General features: G+C 33.4%; 14 protein-coding genes. All 14 read right to left on the reverse strand.

What is annotated here, in order from left to right; genetic code table 11:
- Positions 1-143: 143 nt before the first annotated feature.
- A complete protein-coding gene (locus tag QMG60_RS11160; protein WP_281867866.1) occupies positions 144-2000 on the reverse strand; it encodes a peptidase M61 in 1857 nt (618 codons plus the stop codon).
- A gap of 110 nt (positions 2001-2110) precedes the next feature.
- Positions 2111-2389, reverse strand: coding sequence for a DUF2805 domain-containing protein (locus QMG60_RS11165; RefSeq protein ID WP_057118909.1), 279 nt, complete (start codon positions 2387-2389; stop codon positions 2111-2113).
- A gap of 121 nt (positions 2390-2510) precedes the next feature.
- The gene (locus QMG60_RS11170) at positions 2511-3338 is read right to left on the reverse strand and encodes a sterol desaturase family protein (protein ID WP_281867867.1); all 828 of its coding nucleotides are present in this window, start codon (positions 3336-3338) and stop codon (positions 2511-2513) included.
- Between the two features lie 136 nt (positions 3339-3474).
- Positions 3475-4197: an aquaporin Z gene (gene aqpZ, locus QMG60_RS11175; RefSeq protein ID WP_281867868.1), complete on the reverse strand. Its 723-nt coding sequence runs from the start codon at positions 4195-4197 to the stop codon at positions 3475-3477.
- Positions 4198-4222: 25 nt separating this feature from the next.
- Complete coding sequence (locus tag QMG60_RS11180; RefSeq protein WP_134140797.1) at positions 4223-4579, reverse strand: DoxX family protein; 357 nt, start codon at positions 4577-4579, stop codon at positions 4223-4225.
- 87 nt (positions 4580-4666) lie between these two features.
- Positions 4667-5563 (reverse strand): DMT family transporter, encoded by an 897-nt coding sequence (locus QMG60_RS11185; RefSeq protein ID WP_281867935.1) that lies wholly within the window; start codon positions 5561-5563, stop codon positions 4667-4669.
- A gap of 221 nt (positions 5564-5784) precedes the next feature.
- A complete protein-coding gene (locus tag QMG60_RS11190; protein ID WP_281867869.1) occupies positions 5785-6933 on the reverse strand; it encodes a peptidylprolyl isomerase in 1149 nt (382 codons plus the stop codon).
- Between the two features lie 33 nt (positions 6934-6966).
- Positions 6967-8043 carry a peptidylprolyl isomerase gene (locus QMG60_RS11195; RefSeq protein WP_281867870.1) on the reverse strand — a complete coding sequence of 359 codons (1077 nt, stop codon included), beginning with the start codon at positions 8041-8043 and terminating at the stop codon, positions 6967-6969.
- A gap of 16 nt (positions 8044-8059) precedes the next feature.
- The gene (gene gldI / locus QMG60_RS11200; protein ID WP_281867871.1) at positions 8060-8755 is read right to left on the reverse strand and encodes a gliding motility-associated peptidyl-prolyl isomerase GldI; all 696 of its coding nucleotides are present in this window, start codon (positions 8753-8755) and stop codon (positions 8060-8062) included.
- A 5-nt stretch (positions 8756-8760) separates the two neighbouring features.
- The gene (locus QMG60_RS11205) at positions 8761-9765 is read right to left on the reverse strand and encodes a bifunctional oligoribonuclease/PAP phosphatase NrnA (protein ID WP_134140804.1); all 1005 of its coding nucleotides are present in this window, start codon (positions 9763-9765) and stop codon (positions 8761-8763) included.
- 326 nt (positions 9766-10091) lie between these two features.
- Positions 10092-11333: a voltage-gated chloride channel family protein gene (locus tag QMG60_RS11210; RefSeq protein WP_281867872.1), complete on the reverse strand. Its 1242-nt coding sequence runs from the start codon at positions 11331-11333 to the stop codon at positions 10092-10094.
- 153 nt (positions 11334-11486) lie between these two features.
- Entirely contained in the window at positions 11487-11870 is a 384-nt protein-coding gene (locus tag QMG60_RS11215) for a RidA family protein (protein ID WP_281867873.1), read from the reverse strand.
- A 150-nt stretch (positions 11871-12020) separates the two neighbouring features.
- Positions 12021-12326 (reverse strand): chaperone modulator CbpM, encoded by a 306-nt coding sequence (locus tag QMG60_RS11220; protein ID WP_057118887.1) that lies wholly within the window; start codon positions 12324-12326, stop codon positions 12021-12023.
- A complete protein-coding gene (locus tag QMG60_RS11225) occupies positions 12316-13242 on the reverse strand; it encodes a J domain-containing protein (RefSeq protein ID WP_281867874.1) in 927 nt (308 codons plus the stop codon). The genes QMG60_RS11220 and QMG60_RS11225 overlap by 11 nt, the downstream gene beginning before the upstream one ends.
- Positions 13243-13259 lie beyond the last annotated feature (17 nt).

Raw genomic sequence — 13259 nt, forward strand, 5'->3', positions numbered from 1 at the left:
CATTGCCAGGAACGAAGCAACCGCATTAATATAAGTTCTAATTAAAAACAGATATTCATGATGAGATTGCTTCGTTCCTCGCAATGACAAAAACAAAAAAAACCGACAATCACTTGTCGGTTTTTTTATGTTTGAAAAAGAAATTATCCTTTTAACCATGCATTTTTAAGTTTATCTTTTGAAGCATCAGTTGCTTTAAAAGTTTCAGACTCTTCGTATGGTAATTTTACAGTTCCTTTAATTGTTTCTTCTTTAGTACCGCGTTTTACTTTCAAAGTAATAGGATCATTTTCTTTCCAGTTTTCACTTTCCGTAATCAAATCGTAGATATTGTCTAGAGAATATGGTTTGTTATTAACAGCTAGAATTTTATCCCCGCCTTTTAAGTTTAAGTTTTTAAAGAATTCATTGGTTTCGATATCAGAACGAACAGCGATTTCTTTAGTAGCTTTATCAATAGTGATATATGGATTTTGTCCTTTTATGAAAACACTTCCAGGTTTTTTCTCAGTCGCTTTGGTAACACCAACTTTAGCCAAATAGAAATCGTAAGGAATTGGAGTAGTTCCTGCTACATATTTGTTCAAGAATTCGCCCACTTCTGGGTATGTTAATGAAGTGATTTTTGCAAAAAGCTCATCATCATTAAATGGTTTTTCAATACCATATTCAGTAGATAATTTATGCATTAAATCAAGTATACCTCTTTCTCCGTTGCTTTTCTCTCTAATGATAATATCAATACACATTCCGATTAAAGCTCCTTTTTGATATACGTTTAGGTATTGATCTTTATACGGCTGCTCTAATACATTTTTACTCATCAAAGTAAATGACATAGTATCGTTTAGCTGTTTAGATTGTTGAATTTTATCAGCAATACGAGTGTAAAACTCTGCTTCATCAATTAAACCTTGGTTGATTTGGAAAAGATTTGCAAAGTATTCTGTTACACCTTCATACATCCATAAATGCTCAGACATTTTAGGTGCGTTATAATCAAAATACTGAATTTCTTTTGAGTGAATTGTCAATGGCGTAACAATATGGAAGAATTCGTGCGAAACAACATCTTTCATAGTCTCAACCAATTTTTCTTTTGGCATTGATTCTGGAAGAACTACTGTTGTAGCTGTAGGATGCTCTAATGCTCCAAAACCATGTGCATCGTCTTTTGCCATGCTTGATAGATAGACTAATACACTATACTTTTTAGTAGAGTTTACTTTTCCTAAAAAGTTTTTCTGTGCCGTCATCATCGTTTTCATTTCTGGTGTGATACTTTCTGCAGTAAATTTTCCAGTAGGAGAGTATACAGCAATCAAAATATCCATTCCGTTTACATTAAATGTAGTGTAATCAGGTTTAGAATACATAATTGGATTCTCCACTAAAATTGCATAACGAGCAGTTTTAAAAACATCAGATGTGTTGCTTGCATCTTCATCTGTCATAGAAGTAGCGCCCCAAAGTGTTTCAGGATGTGTAATTGTAACTTTGTAAGGAACATCTAATTTGTTTTGAAAATACCCCACAAAACCATGAGTATTTACCATGAAATTTTTCCCTGCGTCAATGTTAGTCCCTGCAGGAGAGAAAACATCATCATTACCAAATCCAGTTCCTTTTTCAGTATCAAAAGTATCGTTTACTAAATACGTTACCTTTTTTAATGCTTTTGCATTAGAAATCGACCAAGAATTATCATCTATTCTTTTTACAGTAAGAGCGGCTCCTTTAGCATCAAATGCTTTAAAGTCTTCAGAATATTTTCCATAATTATCTGTAGAATAAGTACCTGGAACTGTTTTAGGAATGCTATAAACAATTTCATCTGTTTTAATGGCTGGCGGAGTAACAGTCACCAAAACTTTATCGTCTTTAACGTCAGTCAAATTGATGTTAACCTCTACGGTATTGCTTTTTGCGGCTCCAGTGCTACCTGTTTTACAGCTCCAAAATGTTACCGCTAGAGCTAAGGTGTAAAGTATTTTTTTCATATGTATATGTTTAGTTATTTGTATTTGTCACAAAAAACATAGAAAAGTTACTAAAAAAATTACATTAATTTAGAAATAAAAAAAAACTCCTGAAAAACAGGAGCTCTAGTTTAGTCTAGTTTATTTTTTATATAATATTTTCCGTCCAAATCTTCATCAAAATCATCTATTTTTACTGGTTTTGGTTTTGGTTTGTTTGCTACTGCCTTCTTTTTCCACATTTCAAATTTTTCAAGAGGCATTTTCTTCTTCATGATCTCCAAGACTTCTTTTTCTGCTAATCCAAATTCTTTTTTTATAATTTCGAATGGATTTCTTTCTTCTAAAGCTAACGAAACAAGTTTTTCAGTTTGCTCCCAAGTCAATTCTTTACGGTTACTCTTTTTCATCTCGTGAAAATTAATTCAAAATAGGGTGTTAATGATTAATAGATTGATTTTCAATTTCTGTATCAATATTAAAAAAAAAATTAATAAGTTGTTTCAGTAAAGTACACTTTTTTTAGTGATTTTAACTGTTTTTGAAAGATCTTGATTTTTGAAATGGAATTTTTAGCAGATTCTTCAATTGATTGTTTTCCTCAGGCTGCATATGTGTATCTACGCCATAAATAAGTTGTTCTTTGGGCAGATAAGTAAAAGTTCCGAAAATTCTGTCCCAAACAGAAAAAATATTTCCATAATTACTGTCCGTGTACGGCAGCACGTAATGATGATGTACTTTATGCATATTGGGAGAAACAATAAAATAACTCAAGAAAACATCTAATTTTTCTGGAAGGGAAATATTGGCGTGGTTAAATTGGGAAGCGATAACTGATAAAGATTGATAAAGAAATACCATCCACATTGGTGTTCCGATTATTAAAACTCCTAAAGTGGTAAATATAAAACGAACAACGCTTTCGCCAGGATGATGTCTGTTCGCAGTCGTGGTATCGATCCAAGTATCGGTATGATGCACCAAGTGAAACTGCCAAAGAAATTTTACTTTATGTTCTACTAAATGTGCTAAATAAGCACCAATTAAATCGAGAAGCAATAAACCAATTATGGTATAAAGCCAGATTGGCATTTTAGGAAGCCATTGCAAAAGACCAAAATTATGTTCAATTGTCCATGCGGCGGTTCTAATTAGAATAAATGCTAAAATAAAATTGACAACAATAGTTGTGAAGGTAAAAAAGAAATTTATTCCCGCATGTGACCATTTTTTGTATTGCATTCGGAACAGCGGAAAAGAGTTTTCAATCAACCAGAAAATGGTTATACCGCCAACTAGAATCAAACTTCTATGAGAAGATGGAATCGTACTGAAGTAAGAAATAATTTCGTTCATAAATATAAATATTTGAGTTGAAATACTGTTTTCTTATCGATTTTATCCCAAACAAAAAGAGAAAATCAAACATAAATATATCTGATTTTCTCTTTTGAAATTAATTATAGGCTAATTTATAATTATTATTAACTAATTATAAAACTATTTTTTCGGGTTCGCCCTCTTGCTGTAATAAATTCTTGTAGATAAATCCTGCTGCTATTGCACCCAAAATTGGAGCTGCCCAAAAAAGCCAGACTTGAGATAATGGTTCGCCTCCTGTAAATATTGCTTGAGAAAGTGATCTCGCAGGATTTACGGAAGTATTTGTAATTGGAATACTAACTAAATGGATTACAGTTAGTGTTAAACCAATCGCAATACCGCAAAAATTACTATTAGCAAATTTGTCTGTTGCACCAAGAATAATTAAAATAAAGAACAAGGTAAGAACAAATTCGGCAATAAAAGCAGCTTGTAAAGAATAGCCGTCAGGAGAAAACGCTCCAAAACCATTTGATGCAAATGCTCCAGCTTTAGTGTTGTCAATTACGAAACCAGCTTTTCCAGAAGCGATTGTATACAATGTACCAGCTGCAGCTATAGCTCCAATACATTGAGCTATTATATATGGGATAAGATCTTTAATTGGAAGTTTTCCTCCTGCCCATAATCCAAAAGAAACTGCAGGATTAAAATGTCCTCCAGAAATGTGTCCAACTGCATAAGCCATTGCCACTACTGTTAGACCAAAAGCAAGTGCAACACCGGCAAAACCGATTCCTAATTCTGGATAACCGGCAGCAAATATGGCACTTCCACAGCCTCCAAAAACAAGCCAATAAGTCCCAAAGAACTCTGCAAATAATTTTTTCATAATAAATTAAATTTAATGGTTAATGTTATAATGTATACTGGTAAGCCCAATAAATTAAAACAATTTGTAAGGGCAAACGTACAAATAAAATCCATAATGGTAAACCAAAACCTGCTTTTTTATTTAGAAACATGTAGATATTTGCAGGAAAAACAGCGATCAGTAAAGCTATAATTCCCCAGGCGGCGAAAGTTTTTGTGGCAGGTAAAATCAGGAGAATGCCTAAAATGATCTCGGCAGCTCCGCTTAAATTATTTATTAATTTTGGGTTTTTAAATGCGGGTGGAATGATTCTTATGTACATTCCAGGTTTTCTAAAATGATTAATTCCAGCAAGTATATACAATAAAGCCATTAAATATAAATGCCAGGGTAAACTCATAATAATTGATTGTTTATCACGAATTTATAAAAAAATTAACAATTATTACATTACAGAAGATCTTTTTTTAATAATGCTCAAATTCGGCTATTTTTTTGACTTGAAATTTACGTTCATAATGATTATTGCAAGTATAATTAAAACGATTCCAACCCATTGAGAGAAGATAACTTTTTCATTCAATAAAACGTACGCCATCATCACAGAAACGGGTAATTCTAAGGCAGAAACAATACTTCCAAGTCCTATACCAGTAAGAGGAAAACCAATATTCATTAACATAGGCGGAATTATGGTGCCAAATAAAGCCAGCACAATTCCCCATTTTAAGAAAATTTCGAAATTAAATGCGGTAACCTGAGTTGCAAAGGCAAATGAAAAAACAATAATAGAACCGCCTAAAAGCATATAAAGACTTCTTTGAGCAGATGAAATTTCTGTAGCAACACGATTTGCAGTAAACATAGTTGTGGTAAAAGACGCAGCGGCCAAGATTCCCCAAACCAAACCTCTCCAGTCTAGTTGTATGTCATTGTTAATGATATTTGTCGCTAAAACAGTTCCAAAAAGCACAATCAAAACTGCAATGACTTTTTGTTTAGAAGGGAGTTTTTTTTCTAAAATCATTTCTAATAAAACGCCCATCCAAACAGTCTGCATTAGTAAAACGATCCCGATAGAAACTGGAATAAATTTTACAGCCAAATAGTAAAATAAACTTGTCATTCCTAATGAAGTTCCTGCAAGCATTAAACTGAAAATATTTTTTGGAGTTGCTTTTACAGCTTGATTTTTATTTTTTATCCTTTGAAAAAGATTGATTAATAAAATTCCTGTAATTCCATAAATAAATTGTGAGGTCGTAACTTCTGCGGTTGTATATCCTTCAGAATAAGCCATTTTTACAAAAGTAGCCAGCATTCCATATGTTGTTGCGCCTAAAGCTACTAGAAAAACACCTTTTAATACATTATTTTGCGACATCATAATTTACTTGTTTTAAAAAATTAAAGCCGGCAAAGGTAAGCTATTTTGTTTAGGATTTAATAGAAATAAAGGCAAAATCGTGAACTTAATAATGAAAACAGTTTATTTTCAACGTTCAAAATAATAATTCTTTAAATTTTTAAATAGTCTTAAAACAAAAAAACATCAAAAGTATCTTTTGATGTTTTTTGTACTTAATAGAAATTGAATTCTAGTTATTATTTAGTTGGCTGATTTTGATAAGTTTCAATTTCAAAAACTAAAGTTGCATTTGGAGGAATTACGCCGCCAGCTCCTTTTTCGCCATACGCTAAGTTAGAAGGAAGAAAGAAAATAGCTTTTTCTCCGTCTGTCATCATATCAAGAGCTTCAATAAAACCAGGAATCATTCCGTCTTTTTTACCAACTGTAAAAGGAAAAGCTTTGTATCCACCTTGTGCATCTCTGTTTGCATCATACTTACCGTAAGCTTTTGCAACTTCAGCAATACTGCTGTCGAATAAAGTACCATCTTCGAAGTATCCAGCATAATGAAAGTAGATATTTGAACCTTCAGCGCCTTTTACACCAGTTCCTTTTTTGGTAATAACATATTTTAAACCAGATGCAGTTGCTGTAGCTTTTGCTTTTGTTGCAGTAAAATAAGCAGCTTTGGCAGCAACTACTTTTTTAGCCTCTTCTTTTTTAGCTTCACCTTTTTTCATTTCGTCACTAAAAACTTTTACAGCATCAAACTTTTTTGCTGCTGCGCCTTTGCGTGTAATGGTAATCTTGTTCATGATATCATCTTGAACAATTTTATTGACATTGTCCATTCCAGAAACTACATGACCAAAAATAGTATGTTTACCGTTTAACCATGGCGTGTCTTTATGTGTAATGAAAAATTGGCTTCCGTTTGTAGCAGGTCCAGAATTTGCCATTGCCAAGACACCGCCTTTTTCAAATTTCAATTCTGCAACAAATTCATCTTTAAATGAATATCCTGGATCTCCAGCCCCAGTTCCCTGCGGATCACCACCTTGAATCATAAAATCGTTAATTACTCTATGGAATTTTAAACCATCATAAAATGGCTTTCCTTTTAATTTTTCCACTTTTACATAAGGATTTTTACCTTCTGCCAAAGTGATAAAGTTGGCAACTGTTACAGGTGCTTTTGTGTATTCTAACGAAACAACAATATCTCCTTTTGAAGTTGAAATTGTAGCAAAAATCCCTTCGTTAGGATTTGTATTTGGCTTAGCAGCAGGTTTTGCTGCAGTTGTTGTTTTTGCTTTGGCTGCAGGTTTCGCTGCGGGCTTTTTAGTTTGAGCCTGAATATTAACTATTGCTAAGCAAAATAAAAATAAAAATTTAAACTTCATTACTTTTCAGATTTAAGTCTATGATGAATTGTTTTATTGTTTCTCTAATAATTGAACTTCGAAAATAATATTTGCATTTGGCGGAATTACACCTCCTGCGCCAGTTTCTCCGTATGCTAAATGAGATGGAATAAAAAGAATTGCTTTATCGCCAAAAGAAAGCTGCTCAAGTCCTTCGATAAAACCAGGTATTAAACCATTCTTACTTCCGGCTTTAAATTGAATTGGCTGATATGCTTTTGCTTCAGCTCTTGCAGGATCAAATTTTCCAAATTGTTTGGCAACATCTTCTATGCTTGTGTCAAATAAAGTTCCGTCTTCAAGAAAACCAGCGTAAGCAATATATACTTGAGTTCCTGCTGCAGGTTTTTTGCCCGTCCCTTTTTCAGTAATAAAATATTCTAAACCGCTTGTTGTTTTAGTAACTTTTGGTTTAATAGAAGCATAGTAAGCTACTTTTTCTTTCTGAACTCCTGCATATTTGCTTTGTTCTTTTGCGATTTCTGCAAAATAGTCATGAAATACTTTTACAGCATCGAACTTTTTAGCCGCTTCACCATTTCTAATAATAGTTACAGAAACGATATTATCACCTTGAACTACTTTGTTTACAACTTCTTGATCTTTTGCACCCACAACATGACCAAAAATAGTGTGTTTGTTATCTAACCAAGGAGTTTCTACGTGTGTGATGAAAAACTGGCTGCTGTTTGTTCCAGGTCCGTTATTTGCCATTGCTAATACACCAGCTTTGTCAAATTTTAAATCTGAGAATTCGTCTTTGAACTTATATCCAGTATCTCCAGAACCAGTTCCTAAAGGATCTCCGGTTTGAATCATGAAGCTTTCTATAACTCTATGGAATTTTAAACCATCAAAAAAAGGTTTCTTTTTTAAATTTTCATGCGTTACAAATTCGTTTTTACCTTCAGCCAAAGTCACAAAGTTAGCAACAGTAATTGGTGCTTTTTTGTAATCAAGTTCAACAATAATATGGCCTTTGTTTGTTTCGATATCGGCATACAAACCATCTGGCAGATTACTGTGATCGTCTTTACAAGAATAAAATGAGCTAACGGCTATTAGTAATAATAAAATAATCTTTTTCATTTTAAGAGATTGTTTTTTATGGAGTTAATGTATCTTTTTTTATTGGAGCTGCAGGTTTTGGAGCTGCAGGTTTCGGTGTTGTTGTTTTAGGAGCTTGTCCTGCTGGAGCTACAGCAGTAGTTTGAGCAGAAGCATTAGTCTGCGCAGGAGCATTAGTTTGAGCTGGATCTGGAACAAAATTTCTCAATGTAACGGTAACCATCAAAGATTCATTTGTACCAATTTTTTTGTTGTCTCCATGATAACCATAAGCCATATGCGATGGAAATAAAAATGTCACAGTTTCATTTTTATGCATTCTCTTAATTCCGTCGCGAAGTCCCATCATAATGTCTTGTTTGTCTACATAATAAGTCTGCGGACCAAGGTCAGAATCAGAATAAATTATATTGCCTTTTATATCTTTAACTTCTAAATTATAATAAGCAATATCGCCTTTTCTTGGTGATGCAGTTTCTGCAGCATTTTTTTCATCATAATAAAACCAATACCCTTTTGGAGTGGCATAGTATTTTACTTTCGGATTGCTTTTTATTATTTTCTTAATGACATCTTCTTCATTAGCCACTAATTTCTTATTTCGATCTGCAGATTTTTTCATGAATGTTCCTGAAGCGTTGGAAATAGGTCTTCTGGCTTCTTCATGATGCTTACAGCTGATTAACAAAACAGCAAAAAGCAAACTATAAATGCTAAGTTTTAGGTAATTCATGTGGGCTATAGTGTTAGTTTTTTTACTAAATCTTCAAATTTCTTTACAGTTTCTTCCATCGAAACTTCAGATCTTCCGCCGGCTGCATTGCTGTGTCCGCCGCCGTTAAAATGATCTCTTGCAAATTGGTTTACATCAAAACCTCCCTGCGAGCGGAATGAAATTTTAATTATTCCTTCGTCTTTATTTTCGATAAAAATAGCAGTAAAAACAATATCTTTTATACTCAAGCCATAATTAACAATTCCTTCTGTATCACCTTTAACATAATTAAAAGAATCTAGTTCTTCTTGTGTTAACGTCATATAAGAAGTTTTATGCTCTTCGAATATTTTCATATTCTGTAAAGCTCGGCCTAACAGTTGTAATCTGCTGAAGGAACTATTGTCAAATAATAAAACTGGAATCTGTGTGTTTTCTACACCCAGATCAATTAATTCAGCGATAATTCTATGAGTGTTTCCTGTTGTTCCAGGGAAACGGAATGAGCCTGAATCGGTTAAAATTCCTGTGTAAATACAAGTCGCGATGGTTTTGTCAATATCTTCTTTTTTGTTTAAGAAAGTGATAAAGTTGTAAACCATTTCGCAGGTAGAACCATATGAAGGGTCAGAATAGGTATAAGTGGCATAATCATCAGGTTTTTGATGATGATCGATCATTATGAAAATAGCATTTAGCTTTGCTAAAGTATGCTCCATTTCGCCTGTACGATGAAAAGCATTAAAATCAAGCGTAAAAACGATTTCTGCTTCTTCTAAAATCTTAGTGCAGTTTTCGGTGTCTTTTTCGAATATTTTTACAGTTTCTGATCCTGGAAGCCAAGCTAAAAAATTAGGAAAATCATTTGGAGCAATTACTGTTGCCTGATGATTATTTTTAATTAAAAAATGGTATAAAGCTAATGTTGAACCCATTGCATCACCATCTGGTCCTCTATGCGGAATGATGACGATTTTTTTTGGAGTGGCGAGTAATAACTGAATCGCTTGAATGTCTTGTATTTTCATAGTGTGCGAATTTACATTTTTTTAATGTAATGCTGAAAATATTTTTAGTCACAGTTTCTTTAGTATTCAGTCTATTTCAATAGATATTGGGTTTTTATTTTGGAATTTAAATTTTGCGTATGAATTTTGAACGCGGATGAAACAGATTCGCTATCGCGAAAACGCAGATTTCAACGGATTTTTATTTTTTTTATTTTTTTCAGAAACTTTTTAAGTTTCGTAGGTACATTACATTTGTAGCAGCGGATTTTGATCCGTAGGAGAGATTTAAGGTTTTATCTTTATGTTCCGTAGGAACTATAACTAGGAGATTGGAATTTGGAATTTTAAAAATTGGAATTTAACCTTTGATATAATTTATATTTAGCTCCCTTAACAATCTGCGATTTATAAATTCCGATAGAACCCGAAGAAAAATAGGCAATTGTGCAGGCAATTGCAATAAATATTCCAGGAGCAATTCCGAATAATTCCATGCCCATAATAGTGCAGGCAATAGGAGTGTGGGTTGCTCCAGAGAAAACAGCAACAAATCCGATTCCGGCTAAAAGAGCAATTGGCATTGGAATTACTATTGATAATGCGCTTCCTAAAGTTGCACCAACAAAGAATAGAGGAGTTACTTCTCCGCCTTTAAATCCAGCTCCTAAAGTAAATCCTGTGAAAAGAATTTTAAACAGAAAATCATACCATTCACTTGTATTCGAAAACGAATCTACAATTACAGGAACTCCCAATCCTGAAAATTTGGTAAGTCCAAAACCTGCAAAAGCTATCGCTAAAATTACGCCGCCAATAACGGGACGAAGCGGCGGATATTTAATGTTTTTGGAAAAAAGCGAACCCCAAAAATGAGTACTTCTTGCGAATAATAGTGCGGCAAATCCAGAAAGAATTCCAACAATTATGGTGAAAATAATGTTGTTGAAACTAAGTTCTGGAATAATAGGAATGCTGTAATGTGTATGTTTAATTTTCCAGAATTCTACTGTGAAATAAGCAGCGTAGGCGACTAAAAAAGAAAGTACAGTGCTTTTAAGATTAATTTTGCTAAAATATAAGACTTCTAAAGCAAAAATGGCACCTGCCAAAGGCGTTCCGAAAACAGAAGCAAAACCAGCACTGATTCCAAGAATGATAAGAATTTTGCGTTCGGAATTATCTAATTTAAAAATTTTGGTGAATTGATCGGCAATTGCGCCTCCCATTTGTACTGCCGTTCCTTCTCTGCCGGCAGAACCTCCAAATAAATGGGTAATTAATGTTCCAAATAGAACTAAAGGTGCCATTCTAAACGGAATAACTTTTTTAGGATTTTCGTACTCTTCAAGAAGTAAATTATTTCCTTTAACTACAGATTCTCCCCAATAATAGTAACTCAATCCAACTAGAAATCCGCCGAAAGGCAACAGCCAGATAATCCAATCATGCTGCATTCTAAATTGTGTTACCCATTCTAAAGAAACCAAAAATAAGGCCGATGCAGATCCTGAAAATATACCTATTAAAGCACAAATTATAATCCATTTTGGAATAGATAATAATGTTTCTTTTAGGTTTAAAGTCATGGATGTTTTTTAATGAAAGTTTTTCAGCCACGAATTTCACGAATTTTCACGAATTAATATATTTTTAATTGAAAGAATTATGAATGAATCTTTAAAATCCTTTAATCTGTAGCAATATATTAGTTTAAATTAGTGGAATTCGCGGCAAAAAAATTACTGCACAACAGCAGTGAATTCTATTTCCACCAAATACTCCGGTGCAACTAATTGATTGATTCCGTAAAATCCGGTTGTTGGTTTTACATCTCTAAAAAAAGCAGAATGTGCTCTGGCTACTTCTTCAAAAGTTGAAACGTCGGTTGTGAAAATTCTTGTTCTAATAACATCTTTCATGCTGACATTTAGATCCTCTAAAACTTTTTCAACTCGCTCTAATATATTATAAGTTTGAGCATAAGCATCATCTTCTTTTACTTTATCACCATCAACAATTGCTACAGTTCCAGAAACTTCAATAATATTACCAATTCTTACTGCGCGGCAATATCCCATTTTGTCTTCCCACGGAGATCCAGTTAAGATGTTTTCTCTTTTCATTTTTTATATTTTGCGAATTTGTCCGTATGGTTTTAAAAGAGCAAATTCAGGTTAATTAAGATGTCGCAATTTAAGAATTCTGCTTTTGGCATCCATAAAAAAAAACTTGAAATCAAATCGGAAATCAAGCTTTTTTGTGATATTAAATTGTTAGTCGATATGTCTTTCTTCGTAAAGACGAAGTTTGTTGTGTGCCGTATTTAGACTCTGCTGTAAGTTTTCTATCTTGTTTAATAAGTGGGCTATGGCATCGATTCCTTCCAGATTAATTTTGAGGTCGTAATGCATGCGAATCATTTTTTCGACCGTTGGCAGCTGCTCAGGCTCCAAATATTCATCGTCTTCTTCGCTAATAATTTGGATTAAACCATAGTTGTTAAGTTCAGTTATAAAAGTATTTTCAATTTCGTGATACAAACAAAACTGCTTTATCTGGATTAAATTTTTATTTTTCATGACTTCTTAGTTTTGCTAATTCTTCAAATAATTCTTTCTCTTTATCCGACAATTTTGTTGGAACTTTTATCGTATAAGTAATATACAAATCACCAAATTGATTTTCTTTTTTGTAAACAGGAAAACCTTTTCCTTTCAGTTTTACTTTCGTTCCCGGCTGTGTTTCTGCAGGAACTTTGATTTTTACTTTTCCGTCAAAAGTGTTGATGTACGTTTCACCTCCTAAAACCGCAGTATACAAATCAAGCGGTGCATCGGTATACAAATTGTTGCCCTCTCTTTTAAATTCTGAATTGTTGGCAATAGAAAAAGTGATAAATAAATCACCATTTGGACCGCCGTTTACACCAGGTCCGCCATGATTTGGAATTTTTATAATCTGGCCATTTTCAACTCCGGCTGGAATAGTAATTCTGATATTTTTTCCGTTTACCGTTAAGCTCTGCTTATGTGTGGTGTAAGCCGATTTGAGATCTAATTCTAGTTCGGCATTAAAATCCTGTCCTCTATATTTAGACTGCGATCTGCTTCTGCCTCCGCCATACATCGAATTGAAAAAATCTGAAAAATCACTTCCAGAGAAATCGCCGCCTCCAAAACCTGAGAAATCACTATCAGAATATTGAGAACTGGTTTGTCGTCTGCTTTGCTGCTGATTAGGATCGTAACCCGCTTTTTCAAATTCATCAGCATGTTTCCAGTCTTTACCGTATTTGTCGTATTTTTTTCGGTTTTCAGGATTACTTAAAACTTCATTAGCTTCATTAATTTCTTTGAACTTTTTTTCGGCTTCTTTATCATTCGGATTTAAATCGGGATGGTATTTTCTGGCCAGTTTTCTATATGCTTTTTTGATCTCTGCTTCGGTCGCAGATTTTGTAACATCTAATACTTTGTAATAATCGATATAATCCATTTTATTGAGTTTTTGTA

Source organism: Flavobacterium sp. GSB-24 (genome assembly GCF_027924665.1).
GTDB lineage: Bacteria > Bacteroidota > Bacteroidia > Flavobacteriales > Flavobacteriaceae > Flavobacterium.